Annotated in this window: 11 protein-coding genes; all 11 read right to left on the minus strand. The window is 42.0% G+C overall.

Annotation, left to right across the window (positions count from 1 at the left end; genetic code table 11):
• Positions 1 to 120: 120 nt before the first annotated feature.
• The 11 genes from BSM4216_RS08335 to BSM4216_RS08385 all read right to left on the minus strand — a co-directional run bounded on the left by BSM4216_RS08335 (position 121) and on the right by BSM4216_RS08385 (position 14,634).
• Positions 121 to 657: an outer spore coat protein CotE gene (locus BSM4216_RS08335; protein WP_048623406.1), complete on the minus strand. Its 537-nt coding sequence runs from the start codon at positions 655 to 657 to the stop codon at positions 121 to 123.
• Positions 658 to 1,687: 1,030 nt separating this feature from the next.
• The gene (locus BSM4216_RS08340; protein WP_048623407.1) at positions 1,688 to 2,119 is read right to left on the minus strand and encodes a YlbF/YmcA family competence regulator; all 432 of its coding nucleotides are present in this window, start codon (positions 2,117 to 2,119) and stop codon (positions 1,688 to 1,690) included.
• A 1-nt stretch (position 2,120) separates the two neighbouring features.
• Entirely contained in the window at positions 2,121 to 3,665 is a 1,545-nt protein-coding gene (gene miaB / locus BSM4216_RS08345) for a tRNA (N6-isopentenyl adenosine(37)-C2)-methylthiotransferase MiaB (RefSeq protein WP_003352402.1), read from the minus strand.
• Between the two features lie 198 nt (positions 3,666 to 3,863).
• The gene (locus BSM4216_RS08350; protein WP_048623408.1) at positions 3,864 to 4,730 is read right to left on the minus strand and encodes a 2-oxoacid:ferredoxin oxidoreductase subunit beta; all 867 of its coding nucleotides are present in this window, start codon (positions 4,728 to 4,730) and stop codon (positions 3,864 to 3,866) included.
• Between the two features lie 23 nt (positions 4,731 to 4,753).
• A complete protein-coding gene (locus tag BSM4216_RS08355; RefSeq protein ID WP_048623409.1) occupies positions 4,754 to 6,511 on the minus strand; it encodes a 2-oxoacid:acceptor oxidoreductase subunit alpha in 1,758 nt (585 codons plus the stop codon).
• A 157-nt stretch (positions 6,512 to 6,668) separates the two neighbouring features.
• Positions 6,669 to 7,589, minus strand: coding sequence for a dipeptidase (locus tag BSM4216_RS08360; RefSeq protein WP_048623410.1), 921 nt, complete (start codon positions 7,587 to 7,589; stop codon positions 6,669 to 6,671).
• A 241-nt stretch (positions 7,590 to 7,830) separates the two neighbouring features.
• On the minus strand, positions 7,831 to 8,091 hold the full coding sequence (spoVS, locus tag BSM4216_RS08365; protein WP_003352407.1) for a stage V sporulation protein SpoVS: 261 nt from the start codon (positions 8,089 to 8,091) through the stop codon (positions 7,831 to 7,833).
• 182 nt (positions 8,092 to 8,273) lie between these two features.
• The gene (locus BSM4216_RS08370; RefSeq protein ID WP_048623411.1) at positions 8,274 to 9,074 is read right to left on the minus strand and encodes a TIGR00282 family metallophosphoesterase; all 801 of its coding nucleotides are present in this window, start codon (positions 9,072 to 9,074) and stop codon (positions 8,274 to 8,276) included.
• A gap of 175 nt (positions 9,075 to 9,249) precedes the next feature.
• Complete coding sequence (gene rny / locus BSM4216_RS08375; RefSeq protein ID WP_048623412.1) at positions 9,250 to 10,809, minus strand: ribonuclease Y; 1,560 nt, start codon at positions 10,807 to 10,809, stop codon at positions 9,250 to 9,252.
• Between the two features lie 933 nt (positions 10,810 to 11,742).
• Positions 11,743 to 12,798, minus strand: coding sequence for a recombinase RecA (gene recA / locus BSM4216_RS08380; protein WP_048623413.1), 1,056 nt, complete (start codon positions 12,796 to 12,798; stop codon positions 11,743 to 11,745).
• A gap of 492 nt (positions 12,799 to 13,290) precedes the next feature.
• On the minus strand, positions 13,291 to 14,634 hold the full coding sequence (locus BSM4216_RS08385; RefSeq protein WP_048622768.1) for an ISLre2 family transposase: 1,344 nt from the start codon (positions 14,632 to 14,634) through the stop codon (positions 13,291 to 13,293).
• Positions 14,635 to 14,775 lie beyond the last annotated feature (141 nt).

Raw genomic sequence — 14,775 nt, forward strand, 5'->3', positions numbered from 1 at the left:
TCCCGAAGCCTATTTCTAACAAAGTATAATTATATCATAAAAGAATCATATAATAAAAAACAGCCTGATTCCTTCCATGGAATAGGCTGCTGATTCTTCGAAAATTGGCATTCAGATTTCTTATTCTTCTTCATCGTCGACGATGAAATCGGGATCGAGTTCTTCAAAGTCTTCATCGGATAGCTCGGAATCCCAATCATCTTCTTCAACGCCATCTGGATCGATCATGACGGAGACTTTAGTCTCGCCGATGACTTCTGCTAAAAACTCTCGTTCAATATGAACGACCATCTTATTGCCATTCGAAGAAATGACAGCTTCATTACAATTCGGCTGTTGTAGCACACGTGCCACTACTTCTTTATCATCACAATCGGGGTCGCGATACTTTAATTTCACAACATCCACATACTCCACTTTTTCTGTAATAACGGAAGTTTTTGTGTTGTCATGATGAGAGTACCATAGGTTTATATCATAAGTCCCTCTAATTTCGACCGTCTTGCCGCTCTTCCTTGCTTTATATTCGTGATTAATAATCCAGCAGCCTAGAATACTTGAAGGATGATGCGGCGGAGTGATCGTATGATGGGACTGGGTAAATTTGCGCCCCTTAGCTACAACTGCCTTTGTTATAATTTCTCTAAATTCTGGCATTTGAGCGAACCCTCCTCATGTAATTTCACTTTATCCTATGCGGAGGGATAAACGGGTGTGCTAAAGCCTCGTGTTTTTTTCCAACAGTGCGGATTCCATGTGAAATAGAATGTTATTCTCCTTCTAATAGAGTAAGAAAGAATCTATTTTTCATTTTTTCCTTCTCCATTCCGTTCAAATGATATTGAATGTAAATACAAAAAGGGGTTTTCCCAATAGTCGGTATAATGATCCAAGGGCACTTTTTTTCATATAAAGCTTTATATCGGGCATTGATGATGATCGCGAAAATTCACTCACTCCAGAAATCGAGTAGGAGGGAGCGATTAACTCCCGTCCTCTCACACCACCGTACGTACGGTTCCGTATACGGCGGTTCAATTAAGATAATTGACGCAAGTCTTTATAACTTCCGTGAATAGCTGTTCTCTTTATGCCAGTGGTCACTCCACCCTCCAAGAGGTCTCCCACGGGATTCACCGCTTCCTCCCTCAAGTGAGGTACTACGTTTTCTGTGTTCATCATGACTCACTGAATACCAAGGGCTATTCTCTCTTAATTGTTCGGTCCTTCTTAGTTGTTCTAGACCAACTAATACTATGACCTCTGCTGACTTCTGACGGTTCAGCTACTTATCACTAAGTAGGTTATGAAGAGTACTTCACATATCCGCCAGACCTCCCCGGGTAAGTACATGCACTTTCACACCATCTATCCGCCTCATTTACTCGATATGACCTTCGACAGAAAGAGCTTTGTTTTGTTATGCAAACTCACTCAATCATACCTAGCCTTATATGAGGTTCGTGTTCCTCGGACCGGTGTTTTGCCTCCAGCTTCCTTCAGATTCCGCGTCACCACGGACACCCTTGCTCTTGGCTAACCTCTACTTCTGTCTTCGGGGTTCGGGACTTACACCCTATAGTTCATGTACATGCCGGGCGCACATAGAGAAACCCGACGAGAAAAATGATTTGATCGTCGGGTTTTCTTGCTTAAAAGGGGCTCCTTGGTCAATCTCTTTCGGAGATTAATGATGGTTCCCCGATAGCTTGTTTCTAACTTGAGCTCCGGTTTCTCCTGTCAGTAGGTTTCCGCCTGTAGAAGTAATCACTTCATCTGTCACGGTATTGGATATCGTGTTGGCTACGATCTGCAACAAATCGTTTACATCCACTTGGGATTCTTTAAACTGTTGAACAACGGGAATATCGTCCAATTCTCTCTCAAGCTGTTCGATTTTTTCTTCCGTTTTTTTCAGCGCTTCTGTTTTTCCATAATGTTGAAAATTGACAGCCTGTTTTTGCAAACTTTTAATGTTTGCTATTAATTGTCGAACTTTTTCATTTTCATGAATTTTTGCTTCCGCTTTTTTGAAAAAATCGACTTCTTCCGATTCCGCAATCATTTTCGCCAACTCTTTGGCGCGTTCGACAATGTCGTCTTTTGAGTATTTGGCCACCCTATTTCACCTCGACAGCTTCTCGTTCTACCACCATTTCTCCATTTAATGTCCATGTTTTGGCTTCCGTGATTTTTACTTTGACAATTTGGCCAATGGCGGATTTTGGTCCTTTGAAATTGACCAATTTATTTCTCCGAGTATAACCGGCCAAAACGTCAGGGTTGTTTTTGCTTTCCCCTTCCACCAACACTTCTACAATTTTTCCTTCATATTTTTTCATCGCTTTGGCGGAAAGTTCATTCACAAGTTCATTTAATCGCTGCAAGCGTTCTTTCTTTACTTCCATCGGGACATTGTCTTTCATCTTAGCTGCCGGGGTTCCTTCCCGAGGTGAGTAAATAAAAGTGTAAGCAGACTCAAATCCTACTTCTCGGACAAGGGACAACGTTTCTTCAAACTGCTCTTCTGTTTCGTTCGGAAAACCGACAATAATATCTGTTGTCAACGCCACATCCGGGATCGCTTTTTTGATTTTGCGGACAAGTTCCAAATATTGTTCACGGGTATATTTTCTAGCCATTATCTTTAAGATTTCGCTGGATCCGGATTGAACTGGCAAATGGATATGTTCCATTAAGTTTCCTTTTTTCGCGAGCACTTCAATTAAATGGTCGTCAAAGTCGCGCGGATGGCTAGTGGTAAAGCGAATTCGTGGAATATCAATTTTGCGCAAATCATCCATTAAATCGCCAAGTCCATATTCCATATCGGTAAAATCTTTTCCGTAGGCATTTACATTTTGACCGAGCAACGTGATTTCTTTGTATCCTTGTGCCGCCAGTTGGCGTACTTCTTGAATGATATCTTCCGGTCGACGGCTGCGTTCTTTTCCGCGCGTATAAGGAACAATACAATAAGTACAGAATTTATCGCATCCGTACATAATGTTTACCCATGCTTTAATTTTTCCTTGACGAACTTTCGGAAGATTTTCAACGACATCTCCTTCTTTCGACCACACTTCGACAACCATTTCTTTTGCCATATAGGCTTCATTCAAAATATGAGGGAGACGGTGAATATTATGAGTTCCAAATACCATATCCACATACTGGTATTGCTTAAGCAATTTATTGACTACCGATTCTTCCTGGGACATGCAACCGCATACTCCCAATAGCAGGTCAGGCTTTTCCATTTTCAACGGTTTTAAATGGCCAATTTCTCCAAATACTTTGTTTTCCGCATTTTCGCGGATGGCGCAAGTATTTAAAAGAATCACATTGGCATCTTCCGGTTGATCTGTCGGTTCATAGCCCAATTGCATTAAAATACCTGCCATTACTTCCGTATCATGCTCGTTCATTTGGCAGCCGTAAGTACGAATATAGAATTTCCGGCCTTTTCCCATTCCTAAAAATTCTTCCGGTATGCTGAAATCTTCGTGGTATTTGACTGCTTCTTTTCCTCGGCGTTTGGCATCTTTCATGGAAGGCGGCATAAAGACCCGCTGAAAATATTTGCTGTAATCCTTTTCGGATTTTTTGTCCGAAGGATCAACCGTTTTCACTTGTTGACTTTGCAAACGTTGTTCTTCGTTCATGAAAATCCTCCATTCAGTTTTTAAGTTCCCTATTTTTTCATTATATAGGCTCTTTGTCATGCAGTTCAACTAAATCTACACATTCTCTTAGTATAAGGGGTTTTAGCCAATTAAACAATAGTAAATGCCTAAAGAGACAGAAGACACAAAAACAGCACTCCTCCCTTTTAGGAAGAAGTGCTGTTTTGTCTCATTCTCTTACATAAATTCTTCTACCAACTCATTGAAAAGTTCATCTGATAAACGCAGATCTTGTTGAATTAAAGGTTGTTCTGCGTATCCATGAATTTGTTCTTGATAAGAAGGCTGTTCAGTATTTTGATAAATCAATCCCGTCACTAACCCGTTATGCTCCATTAACGTATTCATAGCCAAGGCGCGATTGGATGGATCATAATTTTCCACATCGCTTAATTTGAATAAATTTTCCTTAAACCAATCATACGTATTGATTTTATTGTACGTCACGCATGGACTAAAGACGTTGATAAAGGCGAAACCTTTATGCTTTATGCCCGCTTCGATTAAAGCAGTCAATTCCTTAATATCGGAAGAAAATCCTTGAGCCACAAATGTCGCGCCTGATGTTAACGCGAGTTCCATCGGAGATAAAGCTGGTTCAATCGATCCATCCGGTGTTGATTTTGTGACAAAGCCGGCTGATGAACGCGGAGATGTCTGTCCTTTCGTCAAACCGTAAATTTGGTTGTCCATCACGATATACGTAATGTCAATGTTGCGGCGAATCGCGTGGATCGTATGAGCCAATCCAATCGCAAACCCGTCGCCGTCACCACCTGCAGCAATAACCGTTAGGTCTTTATTCGCCATTTTCACGCCTTGTGCAATTGGCAACGCCCTACCGTGAGTACCGTGTAGTCCGTAAGAATGAATATAACCGGATATCCGTCCAGAACAACCAATACCTGAAATCACTGCCAGCTGATCAGGCTCCAATCCAACATTCGCAGCTGCACGCTGAATAGCGGCTTGAACTGAGAAGTCTCCGCATCCCGGGCACCAGTTAGGTTTCACATCATTCCGAAAATCTTTAAATGTGGCCATTTCACACAACTCCCTTGTACTGTTTAAATTTCCTGTGGTTGAAATAATTGTTTGCACTCTGTATAAACTTCGCTTGGTAAGAACGGATTTCCATCGTACTTTAAGACATTGACAATCTTTTCCCCGTAGCCCACATTCATTTTAATGATTTTTGCCAACTGGCCTGTAGCGTTGTGCTCTACGACCGCTACTTTTTTCGCTGACTTGATCAACGGCAATAGTTCTTCGCTTGGGAACGGATGAATAAGTCTTATATGAGCATGATTCACTTTCAATCCTTCTTTTTCTAAGCGTCCTATTGCTTCTTCAATGGCTCCGCGTGTCGAGTTGAAGCCAATTAGCAATAAATCTGCTTCTTCATGAGGGCAATTTTTGTAAACAGGCGTATTAAAATGGACATGCTGGATTTTCCGCATGCGTTTATCCATTTGCTGTTTACGATTCAATGGCTTTTCTGAAGGCTTCCCTGTTTCGTCATGTTCCACTCCCGTTACATGGTGGATGCCGTTTTTCATTCCTGGTATCACTCTTGGTGAAATGCCATCTTCCGTTACTTCATAGCGTTTAAAATACCCTTTTTGAGGAAGTTCCGGCAACTCTTCTTGCAGAGGAATCAATTTTCCGCGGCGAATTTCCACTTTTGAATAATCGAGCGGTTCTACTGTTTGTTTTCCTAACGACAATTGCAGATCAGAAAGCACAATAACAGGACATTGATATTCTTCCGCAAGGTTGAAAGCTTCAGCCGTGTCATAGAACGCTTCTTCCACCGTGCTAGGAGCGATGACGATTTTAGGTATTTCACCGTGGTTTCCATACAGCATCGCCAATAGATCCGATTGTTCTTGTTTCGTCGGCAAGCCTGTGGAAGGACCTCCACGCTGAGTATCAATGATCACGATCGGCGTTTCTGTCATGCCCGCTAACCCGATCGATTCCATCATTAATGAAAGACCGGGCCCCGCCGAAGCAGTCAATGCTCGGATTCCGCCGTAGCCGGCCCCTATGGCCATTGTGGCTGCAGCAATTTCGTCCTCCGTTTGGATCACGGTTCCACCAACAAGCGGCAATTTTTTAATTAAATACTCCATAATTTCAGATGCAGGAGTGATAGGGTAAGCCGCCATAAATCGTGCTCCCCCCGCAAGCGCTCCGAGCGCAATTGCATCGTTTCCAATCATAAACATCCGTTTTTTTCCATCAGCCGGGGCAAGTTCAAGATGGCTGATCTGCCCTTCTGTCTCAGACAGCATAAATTGATACCCTTGCCGTATGGCTTCCATGTTTTTCTGTACGACGGCTTCTCCCTTTTTGCCGAAAATTTCTTTCACTACTTCGTGAAATACTTCAACGTCAATATTTAAAATAGCGCAAGTCGCTCCAACCGCCACCATGTTTTTCATAAGAGAAGTTCCAAGATTTGTTGCCAATTCCGTAAACGGAACAGAATAAAGAACCGCTTTTGTATCTTCCGGTTTCTTCGGTTCAAACTTAGAATCGGCGATGATCACGCCATGATCGTTCAGTTCTTTATAGTTAACATCGATTGTTTCTTGGTCAAAAGCCACTAAAATATCCAAATCATCGGCGACAGAATTGACTTTTGTCGAACTAACCCGTATTTTATTATTCGTGTGTCCACCTTTGATTCGTGAAGAAAAGTGGCGATATCCATAGAGATAATAACCTAGCCGATTTAAAGCAATGGAGAAAATTTCTCCAGTACTCTCAATTCCTTCACCTTGCTGCCCTCCAACTTTCCATGAAAGCTGCTCTATCATAAAATTACACCCCTTTATACGTTCACAATAAATTGCATTTACTTCTTACTAGTTTATCATTTTTTCAGTTCATTTCCTATTAATCCTGTTTCGAATAGAAAAAAATTAAAAGAAACCCTCCTTTTTCTGAACTACTCTCTTCTTTCATCAACACTCGTCACTGGGGAAAACGGCTGACAAAATTGTCAAACAAAAAATTTTTCACTTGTCGTGCAGAATAGTATTTTAACAGAGACTCTATAAGAATTTCGTAGTCTTTGTACCGAGACAAACGAGGAATCGTTTTTTCTGTTCCGTCAAAATCCGAGCCAAACCCTAAATGATGTTCCCCACCTAATGAACAGATATGATCAATGTGGCGAATGACATCGGAAATTTGAGTTTGACCGTTTTCCTTTACAAATTCCGGGACAAATGTGATGCCAATCACTCCGTTTTTTTGGATTAAAGCTTTGATTTGATCATCTTTTAAATTTCGAGGATGCTTGCAAATTCGGTAACAATTGGAATGGGACGCGATTGGATACTCAGCCAACTCGATCGTATCCCAAAATGCTTTTTCAGAAAGATGGGAAACATCTGTCCATATTTTTAGTTTATTTAATTCTTTGATCATCGACTGACCAAAATATGTTAAACCTCCCCCGCGCTTTTCCAAAGCGCCATCGGCTGCCGCATTCGCATAATTCCATGTTAGACCAACAGACCGTAATCCTAATCGATAAAGCGCGCGCAACTTCACCAAATTTTCTTCAATTGATTCGCATCCTTCCAGCGTTAAAACAGCTCCCATCTCGTTTTCTTTCAAATTGTCAATATCATGTTTAGACCGTACCAGCTTTATATGAGGATTAGGCTTCAGAATTTTTTCATAAAATAAATCCACCATTTCGAGTGCTGTATCAAAACGATTATGCGACTTCACCCTGGGAGACAAAAAAATCGCAAAACATTGAATTTTGGCGCCCGTATCTACAAGCTGTTGATAGGTTATATGCAGATCGTCCCCATTTTGAAAATCTTTTGTTCCGTCATTCTGAAGTTGATACAATACATCACAATGAGCATCAAAAATCATTTTGAAAACCACCTTTTCGTAATGTCACAAACATAAAAAACCCCTTCAACGAACGGAACTATGTAGATGAGGATGATTTATTTCATTGTAAAATGATCGGGATAATATGTCAAAAAGATTTTTATTTTTGTAACATTCCGTTTCCAATGAATCTTTTAGAAACTTTCGGAGCCGCCTACTGGGTTTGCCTTTAAAAAAGAAATAGCTGTTTTTCGATTTCTTCGAAAAACAGCTTGTAAGATTACCGTGGTTCGACTATTAACTTTATCGCCGTTCTTTCTTCTCCCTCAATTTGAATATCCGTAAACGCAGGGATGCAAATTAGATCAACACCGCTTGGGGCGACAAACCCGCGCGCAATGGCAACCGCTTTCACCGCTTGATTCAGAGCACCGGCCCCAATTGCTTGTATTTCTGCCGCGCCCCTCTCACGAAGAACACCGGCAAGTGCTCCAGCTACAGAATTCGGATTAGATTTTGCTGAAACTTTTAATATTTCCATTTCTTGTTCCCCCTTGTCATTTCCCAATACCGAATGTCCATTCGAGTGAACATGTTTGGTATAAATGATTCCACTGCTACTATATTCTGAAATTTCACTGAATATTCCGGCTTGGTCGCAAAAAAGGGGGAACGAACCTAGCGATTTGCATAGTCTAGCTGCTCATAGAATGAACATAAACCTTATTCGGATAAAAAAGGAGAGTCCTCATTCACGAGAATACGGTCAATTTTTTTCGCCAGCCCTGTTTTATCATGAATATCAATGATACAAGCGCTTAAAAGTTTGCGGCCGTTCTTAGGGACGTCAAAACGAACAGGAAGGCCGGTGAGAAATTTTTTGACAACAGCATCTCGATCCATTCCTAATATCGCATCGTAAGGGCCTGTCATGCCAACATCCGTTAAATAAGCGGTTCCATTTGGCAAAATACGGTTGTCTGCTGTTTGAATATGAGTATGAGTCCCAATGACTGCTGAAACTTTCCCATCGAGATACCAGCCCATCGCTTGCTTTTCACTCGTCGCTTCTGCATGAAAATCAACAAAGACGATCGGAGTCCGTTCTCTAGCTTTCTTAATAAGGGAATTCGCTGCCTGAAACGGGTCATCCAAAGCAGGCATAAACGTTCGGCCTTGAAGACTGATCACAGCCACTTCAAAACCATTGGCTTTTACAAATATCATTCCTTTTCCTGGTGTTCCGTTCGGAAAGTTGGCGGGACGGACCAATTGTTTAGCATCATCGATAAATTGAAAAATCTCTTTGTTATCCCAAGTATGGTTTCCAAGGGTGATCGCATGGGCCCCGAGGTTTAAAAAACCTCTGTATATTTTTTCGGTAATCCCCCTGCCGCCTGCTGCGTTTTCTCCGTTGATAATGATGACATCAGGACGGTATTTATCTTTTAATTTCGGCAGATATTCTGAAACCATATCTCTTCCTGGTGATCCGACGACGTCGCCGATAAAAAGTAGCTTCATATGTATTTCCTTTCTATTTTGTAATTTTGCTCAATGAAGAAAGATATAGCAGTTCTTAGGATAATGGCATCATTTAATCGTTGGCATTAGCTTTATTCAATGAAACACTTTGAATGAAGCCTTTTTGGCAAGGACTGTTACTCTAAATAAAGCGGTGTGAAATCTCACACCGCTTTTACTTCGCATATTCTACAGCCCTTGTTTCACGAATGACTGTGATTTTAATGTGACCAGGATAATCTAACTCTTCCTCAATCTGTTTGCGAATGTCTCTTGCCAGCCGATGTGCTTCTAAGTCATCGACTTGTTCAGGTTTCACCATGATTCGTATTTCGCGTCCCGCTTGAATGGCGTATGATTTTTCCACGCCTTCGTGAGATTCGGAAATCTCTTCTAATTTTTCGAGACGGCGGATATAGTTTTCAAGCGTCTCGCTTCGAGCTCCTGGTCTGGCCGCGGATAACGCATCAGCCGCCGCCACCAATACGGAAATCACAGATGTTGGTTCCGTATCTCCGTGGTGGGAAGCAATGCTGTTGATCACTACTGGATGTTCTTTGTACTTGGTTGCAAGTTCTACTCCAATCTCAACATGGCTTCCTTCTACCTCATGGTCCACCGCTTTTCCGATATCATGAAGAAGTCCTGCACGGCGGGCTAAAGTTTCATCTTCACCCAATTCCGCTGCCAACAGGCCGGCAAGATAGGCCACCTCTTTGGAATGATTCAGAACGTTTTGGCCGTAGCTCGTCCGGAATTTTAAACGTCCCAAAATTTTAATTAAATCAGGGTGAAGTCCGTGAACCCCCACTTCAAAAGTCGTTTGTTCGCCAACTTCGCGAATATATTCGTCCACTTCTCGTCTTGATTTTTCCACCATCTCTTCGATTCTTGCCGGATGGATTCTTCCATCCTGCACCAGCTTTTCAAGAGCGATTCGCGCAGTTTCACGGCGAATGGGGTCAAAACCAGACAAGATTACCGCTTCCGGTGTATCATCAATGATGAGGTCTATCCCCGTTAGTGTTTCGAGTGTCCGGATATTACGTCCTTCCCGTCCAATAATGCGTCCTTTCATTTCATCGTTTGGAAGGTTGACAACAGAAACGGTTGTTTCAGCCACATGCTCAGCGGCACACCGTTGAATGGCCAGCGACAGAATTTCTTTCGCCTTTTTGTCAGCCTCTTCTTTCACGCGAATTTCATGCTCTTTTATCATAAGAGCCGTCTCGTGGGACAATTCATTTTCAACGCGTTCCAAAATAATGGAACGGGCTTCTTCGCGAGTGAGACCCGAGATACGCTCCAGTTCGGCTTTCTGCGTTCGCACCATCTCGTCCACTTTGCTTTCCATCTCTTCAATATGTTGTTGTCTTTCAGCTAGAGAATCTTCCTTCTTTTCCAGCATCGACTCCCGATTATCCAAGAGTTCATCTTTGCGGTCAAGGTTCTCTTCTTTTTGCAATAAACGATTTTCTTGTTTCTGCAATTCGTTTCTTCGTTCACGAATTTCTCGTTCCGCTTCTGTACGAAGCTTATGAATTTCATCCTTTGCTTCCAGCAGGGATTCTTTTTTCACCGATTCCGCCTCGCGCTTTGCGTCTTCAATGATTTGATCCGCAATACTCTTTGCCCCTGCGATTTTATGCTCAGCAATGGATTTTCGAACAAAATAGCCAACAACTACACCGACGATTAGGCCAAGCAAAATGGAGATGATTATAATGGATGTCATTGTTTCACCTCCTCTTGCTATGAACTTGTATCATGCTTCTAACATGTCGGCTTGTACATTGTTTCCCTATCAATATACAGCGCGCTAGGCTTGCCAATTTTAGTGTGAAAAAATGTAAAATATACATATTAATTTTAAGGCTGGAAAAAATCATTGTCAAGCTTTTGTCAAATACAGCGTTGGTTATAAACGAGAAAGGGAGCGACCCTGCAGGATGAAAATTCATGAAACTTTGTGTTGAATCGCATCCGATCGAGCAAAACCGTCCAAAGTGACAAGGAACGGATGTAATCCGCAACATACATTAAGCGAGCTCGTTTGCCAAACAAGCCTCTAATAAAATACCTAAGAATAAAACCATTTAGTGAATCGCTCGCTGTCTTGCGGTACAGCACCCCCAAAGCCAACCTGTGCTACAGCAAAGCACCCTCCAATCATCACCCATAAAAAAATACCCGTCCAAAACTTGTAAATTTCAAACTACCCGCTTTAAAAATGGATCAGCTAAAATAGGTCATGTCTCCAACTCCGCTGCTAAAAATGAGAATCCAATAAGATTAAAGGCCAAGAAATCAAGAGTAGTGTCCTTATAACAGAATCGATTCCGAACAAAACTTGTCTTAGAAGTTTGTCCAAATAGCCACATCGACTGTGCCTGTCAGCTGATAATGTGGTCTCACCCACAGGTTAGACTTTCAAAACTCCCGCAATGTTTTTTCCTCATTGAACGGATTCACTAAAGATGAGTGCCAGACAGTTGCGACAACTGAGCAAAACCATCTCCATCAGAACAGCTCCACCTGAAAGTTTCCACTTTTTTGTCTTTCTGCAATAGTCCCTGCTCTTTTCAAATACAGAGTCAGTACCACCATAACCAGATGGAAGAAGGTTTATTCTCCCCAATTGAAAAAAGCAAAGCGAACGCTTTGCTTTTTATGCCTCATCATCGAGCAAGCTGAAATTTTCTTGTTCCTCCTCGTGGTTTTCCGGCTCAGCAGGAGGGGTGTCCAAACCGTAATGTTCCCGAATTTTATACATGATTTCATCGCGGATCTCTGGATTTTCTTTTAAAAACTGTTTGGCATTTTCACGTCCTTGCCCTAGTCTTTCTTCATTGTAGGAATACCACGAACCGCTTTTTTGGATAATGTCGAGCTCGGAGCCGAGGTCGATAATTTCCCCTTCTTTCGATATTCCTTCACCGTACATAATATCCACATCTGCGGTGCGGAAAGGCGGCGCCACTTTATTCTTCACTACTTTAATTCTCGTTTTATTGCCGACCATTTCATTTCCTTGTTTCAGCGTCTCTGCACGGCGGACTTCCAAACGAATCGATGAATAGAATTTCAGCGCCCGTCCGCCTGGCGTCGTTTCAGGATTTCCAAACATAACGCCTACTTTTTCGCGGATTTGATTGATAAAAATGGCAATCGTTTTGGACTTGTTAATGGCTCCGGACAGTTTGCGAAGCGCCTGGGACATCAATCTCGCTTGCAAACCGACGTGGGAATCACCCATTTCTCCTTCAATCTCCGCTTTCGGAACAAGAGCTGCCACTGAGTCGATCACGATAATATCAACGGCTCCACTACGAACCAATGCTTCAGCGATTTCTAACGCTTGTTCACCGGTATCCGGCTGTGAAAGCAAAAGTTCATCAATATCGACACCCAGTTTCTGAGCATAAACGGGATCCAGCGCGTGCTCAGCGTCGATAAAAGCCGCTTGGCCACCTCGTGCTTGCACTTCAGCAATTGCATGCAAAGCTACCGTTGTTTTCCCTGAACTTTCAGGACCATAAATTTCGATGATCCGACCTCGCGGATATCCACCTACCCCCAGCGCCGCATCCAAAGCAAGAGAACCGCTTGGAACAGTAGATACGTTTCGGTCCGTTTGTTCGCCCAATTTCATAATGGATCCTTTACCAAATTGTTTTTCTATTTGCTTTAACGCCATTTCTAACGCCGCTTGACGATCATTCACTCGCTATTTCCTCCTCAAATATCAATCTATTAAAAGCATATGGTTTTCCTCATTGATTTTGGATTTTATTCAACAGTATCTTCCAGAGCTGTTTTTTTGTTAAAGCCTACTAATAATATAAATGTTTCTGAAACGATTTACAAGCAAAAATCGAACATTTATTCGTCATTATTATTTTTCAAAATACCATGTTCAGCTGATCCTAATTTTTCCAGCTATTGCTAAAATTCACACGCTCTTGTTCATAAATTGGATTGAAAGTAAAAAAAAGAGGGGGGAAAATGTCCAAGAGAGGGATTAATGGTGGATGGTCACACGAAGAGAAATTGTCTGGATCATTTTCTACTGAATATTTTAAAACAAAGCAGAATGAAAAGCAAACAAAAGAAGAAAAAGGATTGAGTCAAGTATTTGTGGGCAGTTTTTTTCTCCCTAACAATGAAAGCGGATTCACCATTTTAGGGTACTCTCTTGATAAAAAATTTGTCTTTTTTAAAATCCGGCCAACTCCTTTAAAGTCTTGTACACTGGAATATTTGCCTTACCTTTTAGGTATAGGAGATTGTCTCTTGTGACTTCACCAATTGTACTTGTCACCTTTTCTACGTAATGTTTTGGTGGATTCTTTTCCTCCTTGGTTTCTGTCCATCTTTCGACTTTCCCAAATAATGTTTTCAATGCCAGATTGTCTAGGAAAGCCACCAATCCAGTAATCATGGCACTTACGCCTTTTTCTACCCAGCTACGTCCATTTTTGAGCCTTTTTGCGAAGACACTCATCGTTCCCTCGGCACTTCCCATTGGACGCATTCCTTTGGTGTCAATACCTTGTTCTTGGAGCCACTTCCGGTAATCCCCGAGGGCTTCAGGATATTTTTCTAGTTGACGAATCAATTGGTCAAGACGTTCTTCCTGATCCTCTGTCTCTAGTGTTCCAACAGCACTGTTTAATTCCGTAAGTAGTTTCTGACTGTCATAGGACGCTAGTGCCTTTTGCATTTGGCGATAGCGAGGATGCTTACGGAATAAGCTGCGAATATCCCTTGCCACGTGGAAACGGTCAATTGAAAAGAATGCCCTGCCTTTAAAATGGTCTCGACAGGCTGTAATCCATCCGGCACCATCCCCGTTTATTACTAGCTTATGGACAGTTGGGTCATACTCGAAGTTTTCAATGAGAAAATCCTCAAACGCCTCCCAAAATGGCTGGTTCCCACGGTGAATAAAATGGCGTTTGTCTTTCAAACTTACTCGTTTTCCGTTGATTTCCCAGCCCTGATGAACCGCTGCAATTTTTTCTTCCTTGCCCCGTTTTCCTTTTCCTTGACGTTTCACATATAGGCCGTCCACTTCCACGAATAGGACAGGATAGTTTACAGGCTGTCGCTCTTTTGGGATACTTTCAATCTGTAACAGGTGTTGACGTATAGCTTCGTGACTAATCACTCGGTATCCTAAAAGTGTTTCAAGCGTGTGTTCTGCCTTTCGATAGGATGGCCCTGTAATGGCAAGCTCTAGAGCCGCTTCTTCTATCAGCGGACTAAAGGAGCCGGTCCCTTCGAATTCCAAAGAGCGATCAAGCAGATAGACATATTCACCTTTCTCCCTGTCTCGGTAGTAGTTCCGTTTCACCTTTATTTCTCCAAAAAGACTGATAATAGTGGTGATACGCTTATCGAGTAGACGATAACGCTTTTTATTTCGTTCTTCAGCAATCTGCTTGTCCATGTCCTCTAATAGTGTTTTCATGACCTTTGAGAAGGTTTCCTGTAATTGCCTCCAAACTAATTGCTCAATCTGTTTTAAATTTGGATATACTGTGTTATTCTTTTGCATGAGGGGTTACTCCTTTGTTTGTGATTTAGTTTTGGTTGACTAAGATTCTACCAAGGAGTAACCCTCTTTTTCATGTTATTTGCTTATTAACTACCGCGCTTTCGCTTGGTGGCCCCCTCATTTGTTGAGCGTTCTAACGTT

This window comes from Bacillus smithii, from assembly GCF_001050115.1.
GTDB lineage: Bacteria > Bacillota > Bacilli > Bacillales > DSM-4216 > Bacillus_O > Bacillus_O smithii.

Excerpts from the sequence above, each read along its gene's own strand:
- rny (WP_048623412.1), bottom strand. The coding sequence starts at position 10,809 with ATGACATCCATTATAATCATCTCCATTTTGCTTGGCCTAATCGTCGGT.
- miaB (WP_003352402.1), bottom strand. The coding sequence starts at position 3,665 with ATGAACGAAGAACAACGTTTGCAAAGTCAACAAGTGAAAACGGTTGAT.
- BSM4216_RS08335 (WP_048623406.1), bottom strand. The coding sequence starts at position 657 with ATGCCAGAATTTAGAGAAATTATAACAAAGGCAGTTGTAGCTAAGGGG.
- BSM4216_RS08370 (WP_048623411.1), bottom strand. The coding sequence starts at position 9,074 with ATGAAGCTACTTTTTATCGGCGACGTCGTCGGATCACCAGGAAGAGAT.
- BSM4216_RS08350 (WP_048623408.1), bottom strand. The coding sequence starts at position 4,730 with ATGGCCACATTTAAAGATTTTCGGAATGATGTGAAACCTAACTGGTGC.
- BSM4216_RS08355 (WP_048623409.1), bottom strand. The coding sequence starts at position 6,511 with ATGATAGAGCAGCTTTCATGGAAAGTTGGAGGGCAGCAAGGTGAAGGA.
- BSM4216_RS08360 (WP_048623410.1), bottom strand. The coding sequence starts at position 7,589 with ATGATTTTTGATGCTCATTGTGATGTATTGTATCAACTTCAGAATGAC.
- BSM4216_RS08385 (WP_048622768.1), bottom strand. The coding sequence starts at position 14,634 with ATGCAAAAGAATAACACAGTATATCCAAATTTAAAACAGATTGAGCAA.
- spoVS (WP_003352407.1), bottom strand. The coding sequence starts at position 8,091 with ATGGAAATATTAAAAGTTTCAGCAAAATCTAATCCGAATTCTGTAGCT.